The sequence below is a fragment of the Thiomicrorhabdus sp. genome, from assembly GCF_041583835.1.
Classification (GTDB): domain Bacteria; phylum Pseudomonadota; class Gammaproteobacteria; order Thiomicrospirales; family Thiomicrospiraceae; genus Thiomicrorhabdus.
Window position 1 is genome coordinate 33137 of sequence record NZ_JBFHFC010000013.1, and the last position, 25262, is coordinate 58398.

Here is a 25262-nt window from a genome sequence, read left to right on the forward strand (position 1 = left end):
TTCTGTTATTGTGTGGCCGCTTTAGCGGATTGGAGGAGTTTGTCGATACGGAGTTCCAACTCGTTCACTGCTTCACTGATCTGGCCGACCTGACGGTTGAAGCGTTGCACTTGCGATTGGGTCGGAAGAGCGTTGATTTCGAATTGAAGATATTCTTTCAAAGTGTCGCCGCTCTGCTGTTTAACGGCTTGTTTGGTTTGCAGTACGGTGCGTGCGGCATGGCCGATTTTGAAAGCGATCAGATCGCCGGTATAGTGCGATAGGTGTTCTTCCCAATCGATTTCCAACGAATTCAAGGCATGGACGAACTGTTCCGCCAAGGTTTCGTCTCCGTGAAAGACGACTCCTTTAAGTTCATTTGTCTGAGGAAAAGCAAGCAAACTGCCCAGTGACGTTTCGATGACGGCATCGGCTTCGCCTTGAAGATCACTTTGTACACTGACGCCGTAGGCGGTGAACAATAGGTGTGAGGTCGTTCCCAAATCATTCAACGTCAGGCTAATGACCTTATCTTCCAACGGTTTGAAGTCTGCGCCTTGACGCTCGTCCAGACGTATCGCCTCGTTGAGCATGAATTCCAGCGCTTTGTTGAGAACCATCAGTATTTCCAGCCGCGGTGAAGAGCGACGATACCTTCGCTCATGTTGAGGTATTCGGCTTTATCGAAACCGGCATCCAGCATCATCTGTTTCAAGGTGTCTTGATCGGGATGCATACGGATCGATTCCGCCAGATATTGGTAGCTTGCTTCGTCGTCCGCGATTAATTTGCCCATTTTCGGCAGGATGTTGAACGAGTAAAAGTCGTAAGCTTTTGCCAATAGAGGTTGGGTGACTTTAGAGAATTCAAGCACCATCAACTGTCCGCCCGGCTTTAAAACGCGGTAGAGTTCTTCAAGCGCTTTGTCTTTGTTGGTGACGTTTCTAAGTCCGAAGGCGATGGTCGCCAGGTCGAACGTGTTGTCGGGAAAGCCCAATGCTTCGGCATTGGTGATGGTGTAATCGACGTTGCCGGCGATACCTTGGTTGATCAAACGGTCGCGGCCGACACGCACCATGCTTTCGTTGATGTCCGCCAAGACCACACGCCCGCTTTTGCCGACGCGTTTAGCGAACTCTTTGGTAAGGTCGCCGGTGCCGCCCGCCAGATCCAGCACGCAATTGCCCGGACGGATACCGCTGAGTTCGATGGTATGGCGTTTCCAAAGACGGTGGATTCCCAAGGACATGACATCGTTCATGACGTCGTATTTATCGGCAACCGAGTCGAATACGCCTTTAACTTTTTTGACTTTCTCTTCAAGCGGAACTTCGCTAAATCCGAAATCAATGGTTTTCTTTTGCTGACTCATATTGGTTGCCTATGTGTTTGATAAGAGTGTTGTTCGGTTTATCGGTTTTGCGCTTTTAGGCGCTGTAAATCTTCGTGGTCGTGACCCGCGCGCATCAGTCTGCGCAGATAGTCCACCCAGTATTCTTCTTGGTTTTTGCCCAGATCGTAAAGGCGTTCCCAAGTATAGATGCCGCTGTCGTGACCGTCGTCGAAATGCAGTTTCACCGCGTAGTTGCCGACCGGCGTGATGTTCTCGATATTGACGTCCTGCTTGCCGACTTGAAGCACTTCCTGTCCCGGAGCATGTCCGGTGACTTCCGCCGATTGCGAATAGACGCGCAGGTATTCGCAAGGCAGTTTGAACGTTTCGCCGCTGTCAAAAGCGACTTCCAGTATTTTGGAGCGCTGGTGCAGCTTGATGTCGGTAGGATGTGGCATAACGGATTCCTGATTAATTACCGTCGGTTACAGAATGTACTGCGACAGGTCTTGATCTTGCGCCAATTCACCGAGACGTTCTTCGACGAATTCAGGCGTAATTTCGATTTTGCTGCCGGATTTTTCGGGCGCATCGAACGAAATCTCTTCCAAAAGCCTTTCCAGAACCGTATGCAAACGGCGTGCGCCGATGTTTTCGGTGGTTTCGTTGACTTGGAAGGCGATTTCCGCCAAACGCTGGATTCCGCCGTTAGTGAAACTTAATTCGACGCCTTCGGTTTTCATCAGTGCGATCGCTTGGGTGGTCAAAGCCGCTTTCGGTTCGGTAAGGATGCGCACGAAATCTTCGACTTTAAGCGATTGCAGTTCGACTCGAATCGGCAGACGACCCTGCAATTCCGGAATCAGGTCGGACGGTTTCGATAGGTGGAATGCACCGGAGGCGATGAACAGGATGTGGTCGGTTTTGATCATGCCGTATTTGGTCGATACCGTCGAACCTTCGATTAAAGGCAAAAGGTCGCGCTGTACGCCTTCTCGGGAGACGTCGCCGCCGCTGGCATCCTGACGTTTGGCGACCTTGTCGATCTCGTCGATGAAAACGATTCCGTTCTGTTCGACCGCTTCAACTGCCTGAGTCTTGATGTCTTCTTCGTTGACCAGACGCTGCGCTTCTTCTTCGGCCAGCGCTTTAAGAGCATTTTTGATCGGCATTTTGCGTTTTTCTTTCTTGCCCTGGTTCATGCCTTCGAACATGCTTTGTAGCTGCTGGGTCATGTCTTCAAGACCCGGAGCGCCAAGAATTTCGACATGCGCCGGAGTGGCGCTGATATTGACTTCGATCTCTTTGTCATCCAAAGAACCTTCGCGCAAGCGTTTACGGAATTTCTGGCGAGTTTCGGACATATTGTCGTAACTTTCTTCTTCACGCCCGCGCGCCGGTGGCAGAAGAATATCCAAAACGCGTTCTTCGGCTGCGTCTTCCGCTTGGCGTTGCACTTTTTGCATTGCCTGCTCGCGGGTCATCTTGATGGCGTTTTCCATCAGGTCGCGGATGATCGAATCGACGTCGCGGCCGACATAACCTACTTCGGTAAACTTAGTGGCTTCAATTTTCAAAAAAGGCGAGTTCGCCAATTTGGCAAGACGGCGCGCGATTTCGGTTTTACCAACCCCGGTCGGTCCGATCATCAGGATGTTTTTAGGCGTGACTTCCTGACGCATCTCGTCGGAGAGTTGAGAACGACGCCAGCGATTGCGCAGGGCGATGGCAACCGCACGCTTTGCTTCGCTTTGACCGACAATGTGGGTGTCTAAACTGTGAACAATCTCTTTTGGAGTCATCATTGGGTAAATCTGTCCTGAATGTTTAACGAATAATTGGGTCATTATAAAGGAAAATGCTTCGGTTTGCGTATTCCCTGTGCGCATGATAGATTTGCGTTTATAATCGTTTTCAATGTAATAACCATAAAAAATATAGGGTGCCTAAATGGGCTTGAAATTCACCAAAATGCATGGCTTGGGAAATGACTTCATGGTCATCGATGCCGTCCGTCAAACCGTTAACCTTTCTGCCGAACAAGTCAAACGCTGGTCAGACCGCCATTTCGGTGTGGGTTTTGACCAATTGTTGGTGGTCGAGTCGACCGAAACCCCCGATGTGGATTTTCGTTACCGGATTTTCAATGCCGACGGTTCGGAAGTCCAGCAGTGCGGTAACGGCGCGCGTTGTTTTGCCAAGTTTGTTTACGACAAAGGCCTGACCGATAAAAAAGAGATTCGCGTAGAGACGGCTTCCGGAATGATTGTGTTGTATGTCGAAGATAACGGCTGGATTCGAGTCAATATGGGCGTGCCGCATTTTCTGCCGCAAAAACTACCTTTCAATATGCCGACCGAACAGGATGTGTATGATTTGGAAGTCAACGGCGAGCAGATTGAAATCGGAGCGGTTTCGATGGGGAACCCGCATGCGGTACTGCGCGTAACCGACATCGGGCAGGCGCCGGTTGAAACTTTGGGCGCAGCGATCGAATCGCATGACTTCTTTCCGGAGCGTGTGAATGTCGGCTTCGCGGAGAAAGTGGATGCCGGTCGTATCCGTTTACGGGTGTTTGAACGCGGAGCCGAGGAAACCCTGGCATGCGGAACCGGTGCTTGCGCTGCAATGGTGGTGTATCGCAACTGGGGAGAAGTGGATGACGAAGTGACGGTTTCTCTGCCGGGCGGCGATTTGAAAATTGTCTGGAACGGCGACCGTTCGTCGCCAGTGTGGATGAGCGGTCCGGCGGAGACCGTTTTTGAAGGAGAGATTGAGCATGTCTAGTCTGTTGAACGATATTCACGAAGAGGACGTGGCGAATTTCCTGAACCGCAATCGCGAGTTTTTTCACGTTTTTCCTAATCTGCTGGACGAGTTGAGTATTCCCCATCCGGAGACGGGTAAGGCGGTTTCGTTGTTGGAGCGCCAGATTTACCAGTTGCGCAAACAGCGGGACGAATTGCAGGTGGAGGTCGATACCCTGATTAATATCGCCGGAGAAAACGGCCAGCTGTTCAATAAGGTCAAGGAATTTACTAAAGCATTGATGGCGGCTCGTAGCGAACAAGAAGCGGTCGACTGCATTATCGAGGAGATGCAACAACGTTTTCAGGTTGAAGAAGTGGCATTGGTTTCCTGGGATGTGCCTTCAACCAGTTTGCACGGTATTACCCAGTTGGGTATCAGTCAGACTTGGGTCGAGACCATGAAGTCGACGTTGCAGCCGGAAGAGCCGGCCTGTGGTTTGTTGGAAGACGCTTGGCAGAAAGGGTTGTTCCATACGAACGAGCCGATGCAGTCGGTGTGTCTGTTGCCGCTTGGCGAGAAACGTGTTTGGGGTGTGTTGGCGTTGGGCAGTACGACCGACCGTTTTCACCCGAATTTGGGAACCTATTTTCTGAGAATCATGGCGGAAATGGTGACCGCCCGTTTGTCTCACTTGTTTGCCGGATAATTTTCGATGCAAGCCCTGAACGCGTTTTTGCTCAATCTCAAATTGCAGAACCGTTCGCCTCATACCCTTTTGAATTATCAGCGCGATGTCGAAGCGTTTCTGGGCTATTATTTTGCCGACGATTTGAATGACCTTGACGACGGTCTGCATGCCGCGTCCAATAATCCGCAGTTGTCAGCCAAGTTGGCGAAATTTGATGATTGGAAGCTGATCGATTCGGAGGCGATTCGCGCTTTCTTAGGTTATCGCGTTCAGCAGGGCGTCAGTGCCCGTACCGTCGCGCGTCAATTATCCGCGATCCGTTCCTTTTACGATTATCTGTTGGAAGAGGGTGTGGTGGAGAAAAATCCGGCAAAGGGCGTCAAGTCTCCGAAACAGCCTAAACCGTTGCCGAAAAGCCTCGATGTAGATTGGACGCGCAAGTTGTTGGAGCAGCCATTGAAGACTTGGCAGGATGTGCGCGATCAGGCTATTTTTGAACTGTTGTATTCCGCCGGACTGCGTGTGTCCGAATGTACCGAATTGGATCTGACTCCGGGATTGGATCAGTTTCGTTCCGGTTGGGTATATGTATTGGGTAAGGGCCAGAAAGCACGTTTGGCGCCGGTGGGTTCCAAAGCGCAACAGGCAATATCGGAATGGTTGAAGATTCGTTCGGATTACGCCAGGGCCGACGAGCAGGCGGTTTTCGTCAATCGGCTCGGTCGACGTTTAGGTGTGCGTAGTGTGCAGAAGCGTTTGGATGAACGAACCTTACAAGCCGGTTTGCCGACTAAGATGTCCCCGCACCGTCTGCGCCATGCTTGCGCAACTCATGTATTGGAATCCAGCGGTGATTTGCGGGCGGTTCAGGAAATGCTCGGCCACGCCAATCTATCGACCACTCAAATTTATACCAAACTGGATCTCCAACATCTGGCGCAAGTCTACGACCAGGCGCACCCTCGAGCTAAGAAAAACAAATAACGTAATTTCGGGGATGAATTGAAACGAATTCGTAATTTCTAAAAAATAACGACGGTCTTGTCCGGTTTTCGAAATAAGCAAATCGCTCGTTTCTTCCCCTGTTTTCATTTAGAATAGCCGCCAATACAAATGTGAATTATAAGAATTTAAGGGTTTGAATATGTCATTTCATGGAACGACGATATTGTGTGCCAAGCGTGACGGAGAAATGGTCATCGGCGGAGACGGTCAAGTCACTTTGGGGCACGTGGTGATGAAAGGCAATGCACGCAAGGTGCGCCGCTTGTATAACGGTCAGGTGTTGGCCGGTTTTGCTGGTGCGACCGCAGATGCGTTTACTTTGTTCGAGCGTTTTGAAGGTCGTTTGCAAGCCCATAACGGACAGTTGATGCGTGCAGCGGTAGAGATGGCCAAAGATTGGCGAACCGATCGAGCTTTGCGCAAATTGGAAGCGATGATGTTGGTCGCGGATCAGGAGAATATGTTGCTGATTTCGGGAACAGGCGACGTTATTGAACCGCAGCATGACTTTATCGCCATCGGTTCCGGCGGCAGTTATGCTCACTCGGCGGCGCAGGCGTTGATGGAAAATACCGAATTGCCGGCGCGTGACGTGGTCGAGAAAGCGTTGAACATCGCAGCGGAACTTTGCATTTACACGAATCACAATTTGACGATCGAATCGTTGAGTTCAAAAGAATAATTTACAAAGGAGTAATTTGGATGGAAGCCAATAAGACTGAGTGCCAGCCAGTGCCGAAACATCAACCGAGCAAGGTAGAATCGATGTTTGAATCCGCTTTGTGGAACAGCCGTTTTGTCGTTTTAGTGGCGGTCATTGCCAGTATGGTGACGGCGTTCGGGATTTTTTATCTGACTTCGGTGGATATTTTTTATACGATTTCACATTTGACGCATTATCACGAAATGGACGATGCGGGGCGTGCCTTGTTGAAAGCGCAGACGGTGGCGCATGTCGTCGGTTCGGTTGACGGTTTCCTATTGGGTGCGATTATGTTGATCTTCTCTTTGGGGTTGTATGAACTGTTCATCTCCAAGATCGATATTGCGGAAAGCCAACACGGCGCGAGTAATATTTTGTTCATCAGTTCTTTGGACGATTTGAAAGACCGTTTGGCGAAAGTCATCGTGTTGATTTTGATCGTAATGTTCTTCGAGCAAGCCATATTCTTGAAGCCGACCGAGCCGTTGGAATTGTTGTATTACGCTTTGGCAATCATGATGGTGGCCTTGGCGTTGTATCTGTCGCATAAGGCCTATCACTAAGCGGATTCGATTTGCGATAGTAGGAATAAAAAAGCCCCTAAACGGGGCTTTTTTATTGTCTGTTAAAATCGTCCGGATCGTCTTGGCGGTCGCATCTTCCGTATTAGTCCAGGAGCGGCTTGATTTCAGCCAGTAACTTTTTCAAGGCGCCGGTGTTGTGTTCGAACGCTCGATAAGCTTTTTCTCCGGCATCCTGTTGTGCTTGAGGATCGGAAGCGATTGTCATCAGGAACTCTCCCAAACTGTGGGAGTCGTCGACTAATTGAACCGCGTCTTCACCGATAAAGGTTTGGTACAGTGCATCCAGATTGGCGAAGTGCGGTCCGGAGATAACCGGCTTGTGTAATGCGGCCGGTTCCAGAATATTATGGCCGCCGAACGGTACTAAGCTGCCGCCGATGAAGGCGGCGTTGCTCGCGGCAAACCATTGCATCAGTTCGCCGACGCTGTCGGCTAGATAGACTTGTGTGTCCTCGGTGACGGCTTGGTGTTGGCTACGTCGAGCCCATTTGAATGAACTGTTCTCGAGCATTTCGGCGACTTCGGCAAAGCGGTCTGCATGACGCGGCACCAGGATGAGCAATGCATCCGGCCGGGTTTCCAACAATTGTTGGTGAGCCTGTAACATCAGACTTTCTTCGCTGCTTTCCATTTGTGTCGGAGCGTTCGGGTCGGCATGCGTGCTGGCGGCTACCCATATAAAACGGTTTTGAAGACGGTTTTGACTTTTCCATTCTTCGGCTTGTTCGATTAAACCGGTCGGAATTTCCATATCGAATTTGATGTTGCCGAGGGTTTTGATTTTCTGCGGTTCGGCACCGAGTGCTTGGAACGATTTTGCATCGACCGGAAATTGTGCGGCGATAAAGCGGGTCTGGTTCAAAGCCTTTTTAAGCATGGCTCCGCCCCATTTCCGGTAGGCTTGAAAGGATTTTTCTTTTAAGCGGGCATTCACCAGTATGACCGGGATTTGGCGTTCCGAGCAGGCTTGATATAGGTTCGGCCAGATTTCGGTTTCCACCATGACCACGAGCTTGGGTTGCAGTTGGTCAAGAAAGCGATTGACGGCAAACGGAAAGTCGTAAGGAATCATTTGGTGTTGAATGTCGACCGGCGAGAATTGCAGAGCCTGAATGGCGCCTTGTGTAGAACCGTTGGTGACGGTTAAGGGCAGATCCGGATAGCTTTGTTTCAACGCGCTGAGCAACGGGAAAATCGAGCGGGTTTCGCCGACGGAGACGGCGTGGATCCAAATCCCGCCTTTGCGGTAAGTTTGGCGGTTACGGCCGAAACGAGACGCAAAACAATCCGCTATGGGCGGTAGGTCGGGGTACTGTTCACATTGCGACTGGTGTTTCTTGCAGCGTTTCCAGCCCGAGTAGGCAATCAATGGCATTGCCAGTGCGGTAAGGAAACGGTAGACGCCGAGTCGCATCGCAGGAATCGCCTAGCGGTTCAGGTCGTAAATTTGGATGACGCCAACGATCTCGTCGGCTTCAGTGACCAATAAAGACGTGATCTTGTATTGGTTCATCAATTCCTCGGCTTCGCTTAAACGCGCTTCGCTACTGATGGTCTTAGGGCTGGTTCCCATTAGGTCGGCGGCGGTTTTGTTCATGAAGTTACCGGCGTCCTGCTCCATGTGTCGGCGCAGGTCGCCGTCGGTGATGATGCCGCGGCCTTGATCGACAATACACAGTCCCAGACGCCCTTCGTTCATGGTGTGAATGACGTCGCTGACTGATGCGGAAGAGCTGATCATCGGTAGGTTGGCCGAAGTCATTTCGTGTTTGACTTTGACCAGAAGTTTACGCCCTAGACTGCCGCCCGGATGGAAGCGCGCGAAGTCGTGCGGCTGGAAGTTGCGCGCTTCCATTAGCGCGACCGCCAATGCGTCGCCCATGACTAATGTGGCGGTAGTGGAAGAGGTCGGCGCCAACTGGTGCGGACACGCTTCCTGCGGCACGGAAATGTTGAGGTGAAAATCGGAATTTTTCGCCAGGGTCGATTCCGGGCGTCCGGTCATCGAAATCAGAATGTTGCCGTTGTCTTTTAAAAACGGCAGTAAACGAATCACCTCTTCGGTTTCGCCGGAATTGGATAAGGCGAGAAACACGTCGTCGGGCGCAACCATCCCCAAATCACCATGGAAAGCTTCGCCCGGGTGCATGAAGAAGCACGGCGTTCCGGTGCTGGCGAAAGTCGCCATAATCTTTTTGCCGATGAGTCCCGATTTGCCCATGCCGCAAATGACGACACGCCCGTGTGCTTTTAGAATTGCCTCAACGCTGCCGTTGAAGTCGTTGTCTAAAAGAGTTTTAAGGTGAAGTACCGCTTCGGCTTCGATGTCGAAAACGCGTTTGGCGATGGCTTGGTAATCTGTAGACATGGTTTTTCCGTTGTGTTTGTTCTGTTAAGTCGTATTAAAAACGATAACCTAAATGAATGTTATGGAAATCGGTTCCCGGATTCGGCATTTCAATACCGGCATTAGAGATGTGCAAGTAACGGTAGCCGAGTTCAAATCGTTTGTTCTTGATCCCCAGACCGAAAATGTCGCCGAATTGGAATTGGGTGGATTTGAATTCGTTTTCGATGGTGGCGTCGTTGAGCCATTGAAGGCCGGCTCCGGTTTCCATGTAGATATCGAATTTCGACATTTTGTAGCTGTATTGGAAAAGCGGCGTGATTCCAAGAATGTAGCCTTCTTTATTGTCGGGGTTGGTGCGGGAAGAGTTCCAACGGTTGGCGTTGATTTCCCAACGACCGCCGATTTCGAAATTAGGGGATTCGTAAAACTTCTCTTTCCAATCCGCCCCAAGTGCCAAGCGTAAGTGGTCGATGGTGTTGTCGGAGCCTTTGTCCACGCTGAAAGTCAGTTGATCGGTATCGATGCCCGGAGACAATGAACAAGGGGCTTTGCCTTGGTAACAGGCCATACCGAAAGAGATGATCGAGCCGGCAATCGCCAGTGTCATCGGATCGTTATTGGATTTGCCCGCCAGAGCATTTTGAGAACCGATAACGCAGCTAAACGCGGCACCTAATAAAAATAATTTTTTGAAGTGTGAAGAAAACTGTTTTTTCCAACTGTGCATTTGGGGGTTTCCTGATAAACTAACGCCCATATTCTAATCGATTTAAACAGGGCTTTGGATAATTTAAGGACGAATTTAAAGTCTTTAAAACCCTGTATAGTTAATGAGTTTTTTCCTATAAAAATGATGCATGATTTTTCTCAATCAAAGATTCTAGTCGTGGGCGACGTAATGCTCGATCAGTATTGGACCGGTCGAGCGGGTCGCATTTCTCCCGAAGCACCGGTACCGGTAGTTAAGGTGGGGGGTGAAGAGGTGCGTGCCGGCGGTGCTGCCAACGTGGCTTTGAATATCGCCGCTTTAGGCGCTAAGGCGCATTTGATGGGTGTGGTCGGCCATGATGTTTACGGTCAGCAATTGGAAACGTTGTTGGAAGAATCCGGTGTGACGTCCGACTGGGCTTATTCGGATAGCGGTACGATCTGCAAATTGAGAGTGTTGAGTCATCATCAGCAATTGATTCGTATGGATTTTGAAAATCCGGTTCCCGCCGAACCTGCTTTGGAATTGGCGAATAAGGTCGCTCAGAAGGTCGGTGAGTATGACGTCGTTGTGATCTCCGATTACGCCAAAGGGGCCTTGCAGTTTGTCGAAATGATGATTGCGGCGGCAAAAAAAGTCGACGTGCCTGTACTCATCGATCCGAAAGGGTTGGATTTCTCGCGTTACCGAGGCGCGACCTTGATTAAACCGAATCAGGGAGAGTTTGAGGCCATTGCCGGTATATGCGCGGATGAAGAAAGTTTGGTGGAGAAAGCGAAGCAATCTCTTCAGGAACTGGATTTGCAGGGCTTGTTGGTGACGCGCAGCGAACACGGTATGGCGCTGGTGACTAAAAATGAAAAACCGTATTTATTGAAGTCGCAGGCTCAGGAAGTGTTTGATGTCACCGGTGCCGGTGATACGGTGATGGCGGCCTTAGCGACCGGGTATGCCAGTGGCATGAGTATGCAGAATGCCGTGCATCTGGCGAATCAGGCGGCCAGCATTGTGGTGCGTAAAGTTGGTACTTCAACCGTCTCTAAAGCCGAATTGGATGAAGCAATTAAAGCGTCTATGCGTCATCAGGGCTATGTCGCCATGAACGAGGACGAATTGTTGGAGTTGGTGCAGCTGGCACAGAATAACGGCGAGCGCGTCGTGATAACCAACGGTTGTTTCGATCTGCTTCATAGCGGGCATGTGCGTTATTTGAACGAAGCCGCCAAACTGGGTGAGCGCTTGATTGTCGCCGTGAATTCAGACGAATCGGTGCAGATGCTGAAAGGGCCGAGCCGCCCGATTGTGCCGTTAGAAGGGCGAATGGAATTGTTGTCCGCTTTAAGTTGCGTTGATTGGGTTGTTCCGTTCAACGAGCAGACGCCGGAGCGCCTGATCTGCAAGCTGAAACCGGATGTCCTCGTAAAAGGTGGAGATTATCGTCCGGAAGAGATTGCAGGTTCGCAGTGTGTTTGGCAGAATGGAGGGCAGGTTGAAGTGTTGTCTTTCTGGCAGGGATATTCAACCACCAATATCGTAGAGCGTATCCATGAAGCGGAACGTCAAGAAGCGCTGGATGAATAGAGAATCACCATTGAAGAACAATAAACAGATGCAGATTGACTTTGTTCACGCACTTGCTGAGCACCAGCGTGCGATTGATTCGGTGTTGCAGCAATCGCAGCAAATTGAACAGGCCGTTATGTCCATCATTAAGTCGGTCGATAGCGGTGGTAAGGTGATTTGGCTTGGTAACGGCGGTAGTGCGGCGGATGCTCAGCACATGGCTGCCGAACTGATGGTGCGTTACGTTAAGAATCGTCGTCCGATCGCATCCATTGCATTGACTACCGACAGTTCTATTTTGACGGCACACAGTAACGATTATGAATTTGAGACCGTGTTTGCCCGCCAAATTGAAGGGTTGGCCAATCCGGACGATGTGGTCATTGCAATGTCCACGTCGGGAAAAAGCGCCAATGTCGTCAAGGCGATTGAGGTCGCAAAAGATAAGGGCTGCTTTACGGTCGCAATGACCGGCAGTGCGGAGAGTCCTTTGAATGATTTGTCCGATATCTGCTTTCGGGTGGATACAATGGAAACCGCCCGGGCCCAAGAAGCCCATAGTATGATCAGCCATTTAATTTGCGAAGGCTTGGATTCAGTATATGCGATGGAATAAGAATCAAATGAATCTCTCACGTTGCCGGGGCTGTCGTTATTACGATCCCGACGGGCAAAGGGGGAATTAGATGTTGTTTCTGGCGGGCGATATCGGTGGCACTAAAGCACTGCTTCAACTGATTGAAATTCAGCCGGAAACTTCTACAACCCTTCATCGTGGACAACAACGTTATCTTTGCCAAGAATTCGACTCGCTCGAATCGATTATTCAAACCTTTCTTTCCAGTTTAAATCTTTCTTCCAATATTATTGAGTCCGCTTGTTTCGGTCTGCCCGGGCCGGTCGACGGTCGTGTCGTGCAGTTGACGAATCTGCCTTGGGAAGTCGATGCCGATCAAATCGAACAGCTCTGTTCAATTCGAAATGTTTCTTTTATTAACGATTTTCATGCTGCCGCCTTGGGTGTGCAGGCCCTGACCTCCGAGCAGGTGTTGACATTGTATGACCCTTCTCTCTACGAAAAAGAGCCGTTTCCGGTTGCCGGACATTATCTGGTGATTGGTGCAGGAACCGGCTTGGGGGTCTCTCCGGTCTTTTTCGACGGTACTGAGGTAAATCCGATTGCTTCGGAAGGCGGACACTTCGATTTTGCGCCGATTTCGGAAACCCAACAGCTGCTTTTGAACTGGTTGTGGCAGGAATATGAGCACGTCTCTTATGAAAGAGTGTTGTCCGGACCAGGGTTGGAAACCCTGTATCGTTTCTTTCAGTTATATGACTGTCCGGTGACGTATTCGGCGGATGATTCACAAAACTTTAAAAAAAATCGGATTAAAAGTACGCAAAATGACCAACTAGGTTTATTTATTGCTGAACCCCGGTTGGATGCTCTAAATGTTCAACCCCTGTCCGCCGCGGAAATATTCGGTGCCGCAGAGCGAAATGAGCCGATTGCAGTTAAGGCGATGACCGAATTTGTGACGATTTATGGCGCCTTTGTTGGTGCAGCCGCACTACTTTGGAGTGCTCCTCAGGGGGTTTATCTTGCAGGAGGGATTGCTGCCAAGATCATTAATTGGATGAATAAGCCTTATTTTCATAAGGCTTATTTGGAGAAGGGACGTATGTCGAAGATTGTGGCGAGTCGTCCGGTTTATTTGATTAATGACGATTTATTGGGCTTGAGAGGCGCGATGCAACACAATTTGCGGTTTTCAAAATCCAATGGCGCCTAGTCGATTTTTACGTTTTATTTAGTTATAGACATGAACAGTTGGATGCAAAGAGGATATCTGAATGAAGTACTATTGTGAGACGAAGACTGCAACGGAATTGACCCGTAAGACATTGGCTGTTGTTTTGGCTGGGGGGGAGGGAAGCCGTCTAAAGGATTTAACTAAATGGCGTGCCAAGCCTGCAGTTCCTTTCGGCGGTAAATATCGAATTATCGATTTCGTATTGTCTAACTGCGTGAATACCGGGATTCGAAAGATCGGTGTTTTGACCCAGTACAAGTCTCACTCGTTAATCCGTCATATTCAGCGTGCATGGAGTTTCATGCGTTACGAGGTTGGCGAATTCGTCGAATTGTTGCCGGCTCAGCAGCGAATTGATAAGGAATGGTATAAAGGGACGGCGGACGCGCTGTACCAAAACCTGGATATCATGCGCCGCCATACCCCTGAATATGTGTTGGTCCTAGGTGGAGATCATATTTATTCGATGGATTACAGCGATATGCTGGTTGAGCATGCCAATTCAGGTGCCGATGTCACGATTGGCTGTATCGAAGTTCCTAAAGACGAAGCCAGAGGTTTTGGTGTCATGTCGGTTGACGAAGAGATGAATATCACGAAGTTTACCGAAAAACCGGCTGATCCTGACTCCATGCCGGGTAAACCGGATATGGCATTGGCGTCGATGGGGATTTATGTTTTTTCAACCGAATTTTTGTACCAAAAGTTGATTGAAGACCGAGATAACCCGGATTCGTCGCACGATTTCGGTAAGGATATCATTCCTTCGATTATTGAAGATTGGCGCGCACGAGCTTTTCCGTTTGTGGATGAAACCGGGGAGCCGATGTACTGGCGTGACGTGGGTACGGTCGAATCTTTTTGGAAAGCCAATTTGGATTTGTGTTCGATTGAGCCGGAGTTGAATTTATATGACCGCGATTGGCCGATTTGGACGTATCAGGCGCAAATGCCACCCGCTAAATTTACGTTTGATGACGAAGGCCGACGCGGTGAAGCGATTGATTCGATGGTGGCCGGTGGTTGTATTATTTCCGGAGCGAGAATTAAGCGTTCGATTATTTCCAGCGGTTCCCGCGTTCACAGTTTCTCTTTGATTAAAGATTCGGTTCTTTTACCGAGAGTCGAAGTAGGGCGTAATTGTCGCATTCAAAATGCGGTGATCGATAAAGGATCGGTGATCCCGGAAGGTACGGTAATCGGAGAAGATCCGGTTGAAGATGCAAAACGTTTCTATGTGGAAGAATCTTCCGGAATCGTTTTAGTGACCCCCGACATGTTGGGTAACCGACTGCACATGATCCGTTGAACGATTTATAACAAGACCGGCGGCGAAGATGAAAGCGAAAAGCGATAAGAAAATTAAGGTTGTGTTGTGCTGGCATATGCACCAGCCGCATTACCGGGACGGATTGGACGGAGTTTACCGTCTGCCGTGGGTGTATTTGCATGCCATCAAGGATTACACCGACATGGTGTGGCATTTGGAAAATTGTCCGCAAGCTAAAGTTGTGGTCAATTTTGCCCCGGTTTTGTTAGAGCAGTTGAGCGATTATCAACAGCAGATGCAACGTTGGTTGGATTCCGGCGAACCCATGCAGGATCCGTTGTTGAATCTGGTGGCGGGCGTAACGCCGGTACCCAGCGATATCAAACAGCGTGCAGAGATAGTCGCCGTCTGTCAACGCGCCTATGCACCGACCATGATTAATCCGTTGCCGCATTTCCGTGAATTGGTTGAGATGGTTCAGGCCAATAGTGCCCCGGAAGGGATCGACAGCGTTTGTGTCGGTTATTTGAATGCCCAGTTTTTCACCGACCTTTTAATGTGGTATCACCTCGCTTGGATGGGGATTAGTTTGCGTCATGATGACCCGCGGGTTAATCGGTTGATGGCTAAGAAACACAATTACGGTCAAGCCGATCAGCGTTTGATGATTGAGATCATGGCGGATGCGGTTGGCGGGATTGTGCCTCGTTACCGCGCCTTGATGGAAAAAGGCCAGATAGAGATTTCAATGACGCCTTACGGTCATCCGATCGTTCCTTTACTGATTGATTTTAAGAGCATGCGCGATGCTTTGCCGGATGCACCGTCTCCGCATTATGCCGCTTATCCGGACGGTTACGAGCGTTCAAAATGGCATATGCAGCACGGTTTTGAGGTTTATGAACAACATTTTGGCTGCCGTCCTAAGGGGATATGGTTGTCGGAAGGGGCTTTAAGCAGTGCCGCTGTCGGACTGTTGGACGAATATGGCATCGGTTGGACGGCGTCCGGGGAAGGTGTGTGGCGTCATTCCTGCGAAGCATCGCATATCAATCAGCATGATTTGCACAGTAAGAAAGCTCTTTATCAACCTCTTCAGCATGCGTCACAAAATTGTGCTTTGTTCTTTAGGGACGACGGCTTGTCCGATTTGATCGGTTTTCAGTATAAAGACTGGCATCCGGACGATGCCGCGGCGGATTTTGTTCAACACATGCAGAATATCGCTAATTTTTTGGGTGAAGATGTCGAAGATCATGTGGTCAGTGTTATTTTGGACGGTGAGAACGCCTGGGAATATTACCCGGATAATGCCCATCATTTTTTATCGAGTTTATATAAATCGTTAAGCAGTCACCCGCGTGTAGAGATGACGACGTTTTCTCAAGCGCTGGAACAGGGGGCGAAAGTCCGTCATTTGCCGATATTAAAATCGGGGAGTTGGGTGTACGGTTCGTTTTCAACCTGGATTGGCGAAAAGGATAAAAACAAGGGGTGGGATTTATTGGTTGAAGCCAAGCTTTGTTTCGACGAGGTGATGGCGGCCAATCGATTGACACCTCAAGAGGTGGAAATGGCAACGGAGCAATTGGCTATTTGCGAAGGTTCCGACTGGTTCTGGTGGTTTGGAGATTACAATCCGTCGGATTCGGTCAGAGATTTCGATCGCTTGTACCGACGCCATTTGACCAAGTTATATCAGATGTTGGGCGAAACTCCGCCGGAAGCGTTGAACGTACCGATTTCGGAAGGCGGTGGCAGTATGGAAAACTCAGGGACGATGCGACGCAATTAGGAATAAATTCTTAACATGAGATAAGACCGTGAATAAAAGACAAGCTGGTGTGTTGTTACATCCAACCTCTCTTCCCAATTCGGACGGTAAGCCCGGACAGTTGAATGAGCAGGCATGGCGTTTTTTAGATTGGATGGAATCTTCCGGTCTGTCGATATGGCAGATGCTGCCATTGAGCGAACCTCATGAAGATCGTTCGCCTTATCAGGCGGTATCCGCTTTTGCGTTGAACCCCGCACTGTTGCCGGATGATTGGTCGGATTTGTGTGATGAAAGCGACTTTTTAGCTTATCTTCATAATCCGCCGCACTGGTTGGATGATTATGCTTTGTTTATGGCGATCCGCAAGGAGCATCATTTAGCAAGTTGGCGGGATTGGCCTCATGATTTGAAAACGCGTGAACCAAAAGCGTTGCAAACCTTTGCCGAAAAACATCAAGCAGTGATTCAGGCTTTAAAACGCCAGCAGTTTGTATTGCACCGAATCTGGCACAAGTTGAAAGTGGATGCCAATCGCAAAGGCATACAACTGTTTGGCGATATGCCTATTTTTGTAGCGTTTGACAGCGCCGATGTGTGGGCGAATCCTCAGCAGTTTCGATTGGACGAGGATTTAAATCCCACCGTGGTAACCGGAGTGCCGCCGGATTATTTTTCAAAAACCGGTCAGCGCTGGGGGAACCCGCATTATAACTGGGAAGTGATGCAGGCTGACGGCTTCGGCTGGTGGCGTGATCGGGTAGCCGCGGCATTGGAAGATTTCGACCTGGTTCGTATCGACCACTTTAGGGGGTTTGAAGCGGCTTGGGAGATTGACGCCTCCGAAGAGACCGCGGTCAACGGCCACTGGGTGGAGACGCCGGGTGAGGCGTTATTGGATGCTCTGCACGAAGATTTTCCCGATATGCCGTTGATTGCCGAGGATTTGGGGATTATCACCGAAGGTGTGGTCGCGCTGAAAAACCGTTACGGTCTTCCGGGTATGTCGGTGCTGCAATTTGGCTTTAACGGCCTGCCTGATAATCCGCACTCGCTTGACGAGCAAGTGGAGAATTCCGTGACTTATACCGGTACCCATGACAACGATACCACTCTTGGGTGGTATAACAGTTTGGATCCCGGGACGGAATATTGGGTCAGGGAACAATTGGCCGCCCGTGTCGGAGGCTTGTTGACTGAGTTGCAGTTGCCTTCGAAAATGCCGTGGCCGTTAATTGCCGCCGCTTTGAATACGGTGGCGCAAAGAGTAATTGTGCCGATGCAGGATTGGCTGATGCTGGATTCGGCGCATCGAATGAACGTTCCCGGCGTGCCGGATGGGAATTGGAGATGGCAGTTCGGGTGGGAACAGATTCCAGCGGGATTGGAGCAAAATATTAAGGCTTTGATCGAAAGAACCGAACGGATGTCTCAAGAAAATTCCAATGAATGAAGTTAAAACAATAGGTGGGTTAAAGAGCAGATGCAAATAAAATCAAAGGCGATTCATACGGTTTCTGAAAACGAAATTCAGTGTTTGCAACAAGGTTGCCATCACGATCCCTTCTCCGTTCTGGGGTGTCATCCGCTGGATGTGGTTTCGGAAGATGAACAGGCTTGGATGATTCGTGTTTGGTTGCCGACGGCGGAAGAGGCCTGCGTTTTAACTCAGGACGAACAAACGATTACACTGGAACGTATCGAAGGCAGCGACTTGTTTGTAGTTGTGATCGACGCCGAGCAGAAAGCACTTTTGCCGCTGCATTATAAGGTTTTGTGGACCGAAGCCGACGGCTCGCGGCATAGCTTGGTTTCGCCTTATACCTTTTTGCCTCAGCTTGGGGAATTGGATTTGCATTTATTTGCCGAAGGGCGTCATTGGCATCTGTATGAAGTGTTGGGTGCGCATCCAAAAACGGTTGACGGGATTGCAGGTGTTCAGTTCGCCGTATGGGCGCCTTCTGCGGAACGGGTGTCCGTGGTCGGGGATTTTAACGGTTGGAATGGTCTGCGTCATCCCATGAGAGTGCGTGGCGGTTCGGGGGTGTGGGAACTTTTCATTCCGGGATTGCATAGCGGCGACCTGTACAAATTTGAAATTCGAAATCGTAATACCGGAGACAGCTTTACCAAGACCGACCCTTATGCGCAATCGATGGAGTATCGTCCTGCAACCGGATGTATCGTTTATGATTCGAAATATCAGTGGAACGATCGGGCCTGGTTGGATTATCTGGCCGGATTCGATTGGCAGAAGTCACCGATCAATATTTATGAGGTGCATTTGGGATCGTGGCAAAAGGCCGACGACGGCGGTTTTTTGAATTATCGGGAGATCGCTCACCGATTGGTCGATTATGTTCAGTGGATGGGGTATACGCATATTGAGTTGCTGCCGATTTCCGAACACCCGTTGGATCAATCTTGGGGTTATCAAACCAGCGGTTATTTTTCTCCGACCAGCCGTTTCGGTACGCCGGACGATTTCCGCTATTTTGTGGATTATTGCCATCAGCACAGTATCGGCGTGTTTTTGGATTGGGTGCCGGCGCATTTTCCTAAAGACGAATTTGCACTGGGCCGTTTTGACGGCACGGCGCTTTACGAACATGAAGATCCGCGTAAAGGCGAGCACCAGGATTGGGGAACTTACATTTTCAACTTCGGCCGTAACGAAGTACGCAATTTTCTGTTGAGCAATGCGTTGTATTGGATTAAAGAGCTGCATATTGACGGTCTTCGTGTGGATGCTGTGGCTTCGATGCTGTATTTGGATTATTCGCGCGAAGACGGGCAGTGGGTGCCGAACGAGCACGGCGGACGAGAAAATCTTGAGGCGATCGACTTTCTACGTGCACTGAACGAGGAAGTTCATGCGCAGTGTCCGGGTGCCGTGGTGATGGCTGAAGAGTCCACTTCCTGGCCGATGGTTTCGCGGCCGACCTGGATGGGCGGTTTAGGCTTTTCCATGAAGTGGAATATGGGTTGGATGAACGATACTTTGGATTATTTTGAAAAGGAACCGATCTACCGCCCTTACCATCATAATCAGCTGACGTTCAGTCAAATGTATGCCTATTCGGAAAATTTCATTTTGCCGTTGTCGCACGATGAAGTCGTACATTTGAAAGGTTCGTTGATCGGCAAGATGCCGGGAGACGATTGGCAGAAAGCGGCTAACTTGCGATTGCTGCTTGCTTATCAGATGTTGAATCCCGGTAAGAAGTTACTGTTTATGGGATCGGAGTTTGCACAGTGGACGGAATGGAACGATTCCCGCGCTTTGGATTGGCATTTGTGCGACGTGCCTCTGAATCGCGGAATTCAGCTTTTGGCTAAGGAGTTGAACCACCTCTATAAAAACCATCCGGCACTCTATGAACGCGATTTCGTCGGTGAAGGGTTTGCGTGGATTGATTGCCACGATTATCAACAGTCGATTTTAAGTTTTATCCGTTATTCCGAATATGAGAAGTTGGTGTGTGTGTTTAATTTCACGCCGGTACCGAGGGAAAATTATCGCATCGGATTGCCGGATGCAGGTACGTATGTGGAAGTGCTTAATTCCGATTCCGAAGGATTCGGAGGAAGCAATATGGGCAATGGCGGTATTGTGACGACTCAGGATCAACCGTGGATGAATCAACCTTGTTCGGCGGAATTGACCTTGCCTCCGTTGTCGGTACTGGTGTTGTCATTGAAGTGAATGTGTCGTCGTAAATGACTGTTTTCGGCGTTTATCCAAGAATATTGATATTTAAAATTTAAACTTGTTAGGACGAGGAATGAAAATACTTTTTGCCACTTCTGAAGCACATCCCTTGATTAAAACCGGCGGTTTGGCCGATGTGTCCGGTAGTTTGCCGAACGCTTTGTCGGCTCTTAAGCATAAGGTGCGTTTAGTGTTGCCTGCCTACGGTGACGTCATGGCCAAGATTCCACAAAAAGCCATGCGTAAAGTCGCCGAATTGGAGGTTGGTGGTTGCGGTCGAACTTATACGGCGTCAATCTTTCAGTTAAAGGCGGGTGCGTTTGAAGGTATCGATGTGCCAGCGTGGCTGGTCGATATTCCAGAGCTGTTCGCCCGAGGAGGAAACCCTTATTTGGCGGAAGATGGAACGGACTGGTGGGATAACGGCGAGCGTTACGGCGTATTTTCCAAAGTGGTCACGGAATTGTCGATGGACCGAGTCGGCTTGAAATGGAAGCCGGACGTGGTGCATGTTAATGATTGGCAGACCGGCTTGGTGTCGGCACTGTTAAGTCTGGAAGAGGCTCGTCCTAAAACCGTCTTTACGGTTCACAACATGGCGTTTCCGGGTAACTTTCCCCACTCTTTATTCGCTCAGTTAAATATTCCTGCCGAATTGTGGGGGATGGAAGGTGTTGAGTTTTGGGGACATTTCTCCATGCTGAAAGCCGGTCTGGTGTCATCGGATTGGGTGACGACTGTTAGCCCGACTTATGCAAAAGAAATTTGTTTTCCTGAATTTGCCTACGGGTTTGAAGGCGTCTTACAGAAACGCCGGGAGGAAGGACGTTTGGTTGGGATATTGAACGGTATCGATGAAACAATCTGGAACCCGAAAGTGGATGAATTGATTCACCGCAACTATTCGTTGGAAAAAGGGCGGGTTGCCGGTAAAAAGCAAAATAAAACGTTTTTGCTTAATGAAATGGCTTTGTTGAGCGGCTTGGATGAAAAGTCGGTTGCAAACGAGATAGCCGCTTGGTTGGATGCTCCCTTGGTTGGTTTTGTCGGGCGTATGGTGGGACAGAAAGGCTTGGATCTGGTTCTGGAGGTTTTGCCCGAAGTGCTTGATCAGACCGATGTGAACTTTGTATTTGTCGGTAACGGGAACAAGTATTTTGAAGCGGCTTTGTTGGAGATCGCAAAGAATTATCCTCAGCGAGTTTGGGTTTATGTGGGATATTCGGAAGTTTTGGCGCATCAGGTTGAAGCAGGAGCGGATCTGTTTTTAATGCCTTCGCGTTTTGAACCTTGCGGATTGAATCAAATGTATAGTTTGGCGTATGGCACGCCTCCGATCGTTCACCATACCGGTGGGCTGGCTGACACGGTTGTTAATGCCACGGATGAAAATCTAAAGAAGGGTACGGCTACCGGATTTGTTTTTTACGATCCGAGTCGTTACGCCTTAAAGTCAACCTTATTACACGCTTTGCATTTGTATGGCAAAAAACGCAGCTGGCAGCAGTTGCAGAAAAACGGCATGCAACAGAATTTTGGCTGGAAAGCCAGTGCAAAGCACTATGTAGAACTGTATTCAGAGGATGTATAAGATGCCAACGTCACTAGAAGCAAAACGAATGGAATTGGTTTCCGAAATGTTGCACCATGTCGGAATGGAAAAAGAAGATATCGAAACCGATTTTTTGAAATATTTGTGTCATACCTTGGGGCGCAATATCACCTCAGAAGATTATTATCTATTCAAAGCGCTGTCTTATACCACGCGTGACCGTTTGATGACCCATTGGAAGCGAACGTGGGAAGCTTATAACGAAAAGAAGCTCAAAAAAGCTTATTACTTGTCAATGGAGTTTTTGATCGGACGCTCTTTGACCAATAACCTGTTGAATCTGGGTATTGAAACCGAAACCGAACAGGCCATGTACGAATTGGGATTGAGTCTGGAAGAGATTGAAGAAACCGAACGCGATGCCGGTCTGGGTAATGGTGGCTTGGGGCGCTTGGCTGCGTGTTTTATGGATAGTTGCGCTACTTTGCAGCTGCCGGTAATGGGATACGGGTTGCGTTATGAGTATGGGATGTTTCGCCAGATCATTCAAAACGGTTATCAGGTAGAAGAGCCGGATCATTGGTTGGGTATGGGACCTTATCCGTGGGAAATTCAGCGTGCGGAATATACCCAAGTAGTCAAGTTTGGTGGAGAGTCTCGCCAATATATCGATCCGGTTACCGGAGAGATGACGGTTCACTGGGAACATGCCGAAGTGGTATTGGCGATTCCTTATGACGTGCCGATTCCCGGGTTTAAAAATGAAACCGTAAACACCCTTCGTTTGTGGTCGGCAATGGCCAGAGAAGGTTTCGACCTTTCTGAGTTCAACGCCGGGTCTTACCACGAAGCGGTGGCTAAAAAGGCTTCAGCCGAGAACATTACAATGGTTCTGTATCCTAATGACAGTAGCGAAAACGGAAAGGAGTTGCGTCTCAAGCAGCAGTATTTCCTAGTGTCGGCGAGTTTGCAGGATGTAGTCGGTCAGTGGAAGGCTCGTTATGGAGACTTTAAGGACTTTGCCGCTCACAGTGCGTTTCAGTTGAACGATACACATCCAAGTTTGGCTGTGGCTGAACTGATGCGTTTGTTGGTGGATAAAGAGAAGCTTAGTTGGGAAAAGGCGTGGGAAATCACATCTAAAACAATGGCTTATACCAATCATACTTTGTTGCCGGAGGCATTGGAGAAATGGTCGGTGAGTCTGTTTGCAAAATTATTGCCACGTCCTTTGGAGATTATTTACGAAATCAATCGACGCTTTTTAACCGAAGTGGCTATGAGATGGCCCGGTGATACGGAACGTCAGCGACGCATGTCGATTATCGATGAACATAACAATGTCAGTATGGCGTACTTGGCGATTGTCGGAAGTCATTCCGTAAACGGGGTGGCCGAGTTGCATTCCACGTTATTGAAAGAGGGGTTGTTTAACGACTTCTATCAGTTGTGGCCGAAAAAATTTAACAATAAGACCAATGGGGTGACGCAGCGACGTTGGTTGGCGGGATGTAATCCGAATTTGCGTGCACTATTAAAAGAGCAGATTGGGGAAGGTTGGATTACCAATCTAACCGAGTTGAAACAAATTGAACCGTTGGCGGAAGATTCTAAGTTTCAACAAGCATGGTATGAAGTTAAACAAGGCAATAAACAGCGCTTGGCGGATATGGTTTTCAAGGAAACCGGCGTTACTTTGAGTGTCGATTCGATGTTTGACGTTCAGGTGAAGCGTATTCATGAATACAAACGTCAGTTGTTGAATGTGCTGCATGTTATCCATCTCTATTCTCGCATCAAGCGCGGTGATGCGGAAAACTGGACCAATCGAAGCGTTATCTTCGGAGGTAAAGCGGCACCGGGTTATGCGATGGCAAAGAAAATCATCAAATTGATTAATAATGTTGCCAATGTCGTCAATGCGGATCCGGATGTAGGTAATAAACTTAAGGTGGTGTTTTTCCCAAATTACCGGGTGTCTGCCATGGAAGTCATTTGTCCGGGAACGGATCTTTCCGAGCAAATTTCAACGGCGGGTAAAGAAGCTTCGGGAACCGGGAATATGAAGTTTATGATGAACGGTGCTTTGACCATCGGAACTTTGGATGGCGCAAACGTTGAGATTCACGATGCCGTCGGTGAAGAGAATTTCTTCTTGTTCGGATTGCACACACCGGATGTGGAAGCTTTACGTTCCGAATACCATCCGCAGAGTTATATCGATCAGAATTATGATTTGCAAGCGGTGATGGGGTTGCTTGAGTCCGGGCATTTCAATCAGTTTGAGCCGGGTATTTTTAATGAGATTATTCATTCCCTTAAAAGCCCTTCGGATCCTTGGATGACTTTGGCGGATTTCCAGAGTTATGTCACTGCTCAGGATCGTGCTGCTCAGGCTTATCAAAACCGCTCTTCGTGGTTGAAGATGAGTATTGTCAATTCGGCTCGCAGCGGGATTTTTTCGACTGATCGGACGATGTTGCAGTATAACGAAGAGATCTGGCATCTAGAGCCGATAGGACAAAAGTCATAAATATTATGCGGTTTTACGTAAAAGTAGGTATTTTTTAGGGGCTCAGCTCATATTACTGTAGCAAGTTTATGTTATAATTGAGCGCTTAATTAATGACTGTAGCTAGGTTAGATTGACTCTATGTGTGGAATTGTAGGGGGCGTTGCGGAGCGTAATATCGTCCCGATCCTTTTGGAAGGGTTAAAACGACTGGAGTACCGGGGATATGACTCGTCAGGTATTGCGACTTTAGATTTGGACGGCGGAATTCGGCGTGTACGATCGCTTGGAAAAATTAAAAATCTTGAGCAAAAAATTAATACTCTTGATGTAAGCGATTTTGTGGCAAGACGACGTGACGATCAAAACTTTCAAGGTAAAATCGGTATCGCCCACACTCGTTGGGCGACACACGGCGTGCCGGCTGAAAACAATGCTCATCCGCATATTTGTAATAATCGCGTTGCCGTTGTACATAACGGGATCATCGAAAATTACCAACATCTAAAAGCACAACAGTTAGAGCAAGGTTACCGCTTTACATCTGAGACCGATACCGAAGTGGTCGCCCATGCCATTCATCACGAATTAGTTCGCTTTGATGGGGATTTATTCAAGGCTGTGACCTCAGCGTTGAAGAGTTTTGAAGGTGCATACGCATTGGGTGTGGTGTCAGTTGATGATGTCGATACTCTAATCGCTGCAAGAAAAGGCAGCCCGCTCGTTATCGGTGTCGGAATTGGTGAACATTTCATCGCATCTGATGTCTCGGCACTGTTACCTGTAACCCAAAACTTCATCTTTTTGGAAGAGGGCGATGTCGCCAAGATCACTCGTACTCAGGTGGAGATATACAGCGCCAATGGCGAATTGGTCGAACGTCCGGTTAAAACTTCCAACCTGACGGCTCATGCGGTCGAACTTGGTGAGCACCGCCACTATATGCATAAAGAAATTTTCGAG

Annotated in this window: 21 protein-coding genes and 1 pseudogene; 15 read left to right on the plus strand and 7 right to left on the minus strand. The window is 49.0% G+C overall.

Features of this window, described 5'->3' with window-relative positions:
- Positions 1-5: 5 nt before the first annotated feature.
- Genes ABY044_RS07955 through hslU form a run of 4 tightly spaced genes read right to left on the minus strand, consistent with a single transcriptional unit; the run spans position 6 to position 3126 of the window.
- Positions 6-599: an SCP2 domain-containing protein gene (locus tag ABY044_RS07955; RefSeq protein WP_373019705.1), complete on the minus strand. Its 594-nt coding sequence runs from the start codon at positions 597-599 to the stop codon at positions 6-8.
- Complete coding sequence (gene ubiE / locus ABY044_RS07960) at positions 599-1351, minus strand: bifunctional demethylmenaquinone methyltransferase/2-methoxy-6-polyprenyl-1,4-benzoquinol methylase UbiE (protein ID WP_373019707.1); 753 nt, start codon at positions 1349-1351, stop codon at positions 599-601. The genes ABY044_RS07955 and ubiE overlap by 1 nt, the downstream gene beginning before the upstream one ends.
- Before the next feature lie 38 nt (positions 1352-1389).
- A complete protein-coding gene (locus tag ABY044_RS07965) occupies positions 1390-1770 on the minus strand; it encodes a gamma-butyrobetaine hydroxylase-like domain-containing protein (RefSeq protein ID WP_373019709.1) in 381 nt (126 codons plus the stop codon).
- A gap of 27 nt (positions 1771-1797) precedes the next feature.
- A complete protein-coding gene (gene hslU / locus ABY044_RS07970) occupies positions 1798-3126 on the minus strand; it encodes an ATP-dependent protease ATPase subunit HslU (protein WP_373019738.1) in 1329 nt (442 codons plus the stop codon).
- 136 nt (positions 3127-3262) lie between these two features.
- Here hslU and dapF point away from each other — a divergent pair, with 136 nt between their 5' ends.
- The 5 genes from dapF to ABY044_RS07995 all read left to right on the plus strand — a co-directional run bounded on the left by dapF (position 3263) and on the right by ABY044_RS07995 (position 7022).
- Positions 3263-4099: a diaminopimelate epimerase gene (gene dapF / locus ABY044_RS07975; RefSeq protein ID WP_373019710.1), complete on the plus strand. Its 837-nt coding sequence runs from the start codon at positions 3263-3265 to the stop codon at positions 4097-4099.
- A complete protein-coding gene (locus ABY044_RS07980; protein ID WP_373019711.1) occupies positions 4092-4769 on the plus strand; it encodes a DUF484 family protein in 678 nt (225 codons plus the stop codon). Before dapF ends, ABY044_RS07980 begins: the two co-directional genes overlap by 8 nt.
- Positions 4770-4775: 6 nt before the next feature.
- Positions 4776-5735: a tyrosine recombinase XerC gene (locus ABY044_RS07985; RefSeq protein ID WP_373019712.1), complete on the plus strand. Its 960-nt coding sequence runs from the start codon at positions 4776-4778 to the stop codon at positions 5733-5735.
- A gap of 160 nt (positions 5736-5895) precedes the next feature.
- Positions 5896-6438, plus strand: a complete 543-nt coding sequence (hslV, locus tag ABY044_RS07990; RefSeq protein ID WP_373019714.1) for an ATP-dependent protease subunit HslV — start codon at positions 5896-5898, stop codon at positions 6436-6438.
- Positions 6439-6458: 20 nt separating this feature from the next.
- Positions 6459-7022, plus strand: coding sequence for a YqhA family protein (locus ABY044_RS07995; protein WP_373019716.1), 564 nt, complete (start codon positions 6459-6461; stop codon positions 7020-7022).
- 103 nt (positions 7023-7125) lie between these two features.
- On the opposite strand, the gene ABY044_RS08000 is transcribed toward ABY044_RS07995, so the two are convergent.
- From ABY044_RS08000 to ABY044_RS08010, 3 genes are read right to left on the minus strand one after another with little or no spacing between them, the layout of a single operon-like run.
- The gene (locus ABY044_RS08000; protein ID WP_373019718.1) at positions 7126-8457 is read right to left on the minus strand and encodes a 3-deoxy-D-manno-octulosonic acid transferase; all 1332 of its coding nucleotides are present in this window, start codon (positions 8455-8457) and stop codon (positions 7126-7128) included.
- A gap of 12 nt (positions 8458-8469) precedes the next feature.
- Complete coding sequence (locus ABY044_RS08005; protein WP_373019720.1) at positions 8470-9411, minus strand: SIS domain-containing protein; 942 nt, start codon at positions 9409-9411, stop codon at positions 8470-8472.
- A 34-nt stretch (positions 9412-9445) separates the two neighbouring features.
- On the minus strand, positions 9446-10120 hold the full coding sequence (locus ABY044_RS08010) for an acyloxyacyl hydrolase (RefSeq protein ID WP_373019722.1): 675 nt from the start codon (positions 10118-10120) through the stop codon (positions 9446-9448).
- 123 nt (positions 10121-10243) lie between these two features.
- On the opposite strand from ABY044_RS08010, the gene hldE reads away from it, so the two are divergent.
- The 10 genes and pseudogenes from hldE to ABY044_RS08060 form a co-directional block, all read left to right on the plus strand.
- Positions 10244-11683, plus strand: a complete 1440-nt coding sequence (gene hldE / locus ABY044_RS08015) for a bifunctional D-glycero-beta-D-manno-heptose-7-phosphate kinase/D-glycero-beta-D-manno-heptose 1-phosphate adenylyltransferase HldE (RefSeq protein ID WP_373019723.1) — start codon at positions 10244-10246, stop codon at positions 11681-11683.
- Complete coding sequence (locus tag ABY044_RS08020) at positions 11676-12281, plus strand: SIS domain-containing protein (RefSeq protein ID WP_373019724.1); 606 nt, start codon at positions 11676-11678, stop codon at positions 12279-12281. Before hldE ends, ABY044_RS08020 begins: the two co-directional genes overlap by 8 nt.
- Positions 12282-12351: 70 nt before the next feature.
- Positions 12352-13458, plus strand: a complete 1107-nt coding sequence (gene glk, locus ABY044_RS08025) for a glucokinase (RefSeq protein ID WP_373019726.1) — start codon at positions 12352-12354, stop codon at positions 13456-13458.
- 61 nt (positions 13459-13519) lie between these two features.
- Positions 13520-14788, plus strand: a complete 1269-nt coding sequence (gene glgC, locus ABY044_RS08030) for a glucose-1-phosphate adenylyltransferase (RefSeq protein WP_373019727.1) — start codon at positions 13520-13522, stop codon at positions 14786-14788.
- 28 nt (positions 14789-14816) lie between these two features.
- The gene (locus tag ABY044_RS08035) at positions 14817-16544 is read left to right on the plus strand and encodes a glycoside hydrolase (RefSeq protein WP_373019728.1); all 1728 of its coding nucleotides are present in this window, start codon (positions 14817-14819) and stop codon (positions 16542-16544) included.
- A 28-nt stretch (positions 16545-16572) separates the two neighbouring features.
- On the plus strand, positions 16573-17976 hold the full coding sequence (gene malQ, locus ABY044_RS08040) for a 4-alpha-glucanotransferase (protein WP_373019730.1): 1404 nt from the start codon (positions 16573-16575) through the stop codon (positions 17974-17976).
- A gap of 30 nt (positions 17977-18006) precedes the next feature.
- Positions 18007-20229 carry a 1,4-alpha-glucan branching protein GlgB gene (gene glgB / locus ABY044_RS08045; RefSeq protein WP_373019732.1) on the plus strand — a complete coding sequence of 741 codons (2223 nt, stop codon included), beginning with the start codon at positions 18007-18009 and terminating at the stop codon, positions 20227-20229.
- A gap of 79 nt (positions 20230-20308) precedes the next feature.
- A complete protein-coding gene (gene glgA / locus ABY044_RS08050) occupies positions 20309-21826 on the plus strand; it encodes a glycogen synthase GlgA (protein WP_373019734.1) in 1518 nt (505 codons plus the stop codon).
- A 1-nt stretch (position 21827) separates the two neighbouring features.
- Positions 21828-24320 (plus strand): glycogen/starch/alpha-glucan phosphorylase, encoded by a 2493-nt coding sequence (locus tag ABY044_RS08055; protein WP_373019736.1) that lies wholly within the window; start codon positions 21828-21830, stop codon positions 24318-24320.
- Between the two features lie 120 nt (positions 24321-24440).
- Positions 24441-25262: pseudogene (locus ABY044_RS08060) on the plus strand (glutamine--fructose-6-phosphate aminotransferase); the annotation flags it as partial.

Coding starts and splice junctions, on each gene's coding strand:
- ABY044_RS08035 (WP_373019728.1), top strand. CDS start 14,817: ATGAAAGCGAAAAGCGATAAGAAAATTAAGGTTGTGTTGTGCTGGCAT.
- ABY044_RS07995 (WP_373019716.1), top strand. CDS start 6,459: ATGGAAGCCAATAAGACTGAGTGCCAGCCAGTGCCGAAACATCAACCG.
- ABY044_RS08005 (WP_373019720.1), bottom strand. CDS start 9,411: ATGTCTACAGATTACCAAGCCATCGCCAAACGCGTTTTCGACATCGAA.
- glk (WP_373019726.1), top strand. CDS start 12,352: ATGTTGTTTCTGGCGGGCGATATCGGTGGCACTAAAGCACTGCTTCAA.
- ubiE (WP_373019707.1), bottom strand. CDS start 1,351: ATGAGTCAGCAAAAGAAAACCATTGATTTCGGATTTAGCGAAGTTCCG.
- ABY044_RS07965 (WP_373019709.1), bottom strand. CDS start 1,770: ATGCCACATCCTACCGACATCAAGCTGCACCAGCGCTCCAAAATACTG.
- dapF (WP_373019710.1), top strand. CDS start 3,263: ATGGGCTTGAAATTCACCAAAATGCATGGCTTGGGAAATGACTTCATG.
- ABY044_RS08000 (WP_373019718.1), bottom strand. CDS start 8,457: ATGCGACTCGGCGTCTACCGTTTCCTTACCGCACTGGCAATGCCATTG.
- hslV (WP_373019714.1), top strand. CDS start 5,896: ATGTCATTTCATGGAACGACGATATTGTGTGCCAAGCGTGACGGAGAA.
- hldE (WP_373019723.1), top strand. CDS start 10,244: ATGATGCATGATTTTTCTCAATCAAAGATTCTAGTCGTGGGCGACGTA.
- glgA (WP_373019734.1), top strand. CDS start 20,309: ATGAAAATACTTTTTGCCACTTCTGAAGCACATCCCTTGATTAAAACC.
- ABY044_RS07985 (WP_373019712.1), top strand. CDS start 4,776: ATGCAAGCCCTGAACGCGTTTTTGCTCAATCTCAAATTGCAGAACCGT.
- ABY044_RS08010 (WP_373019722.1), bottom strand. CDS start 10,120: ATGCACAGTTGGAAAAAACAGTTTTCTTCACACTTCAAAAAATTATTT.
- glgB (WP_373019732.1), top strand. CDS start 18,007: ATGCAAATAAAATCAAAGGCGATTCATACGGTTTCTGAAAACGAAATT.
- ABY044_RS08055 (WP_373019736.1), top strand. CDS start 21,828: ATGCCAACGTCACTAGAAGCAAAACGAATGGAATTGGTTTCCGAAATG.
- ABY044_RS08020 (WP_373019724.1), top strand. CDS start 11,676: ATGAATAGAGAATCACCATTGAAGAACAATAAACAGATGCAGATTGAC.
- ABY044_RS07980 (WP_373019711.1), top strand. CDS start 4,092: ATGTCTAGTCTGTTGAACGATATTCACGAAGAGGACGTGGCGAATTTC.
- ABY044_RS07955 (WP_373019705.1), bottom strand. CDS start 599: ATGGTTCTCAACAAAGCGCTGGAATTCATGCTCAACGAGGCGATACGT.
- glgC (WP_373019727.1), top strand. CDS start 13,520: ATGAAGTACTATTGTGAGACGAAGACTGCAACGGAATTGACCCGTAAG.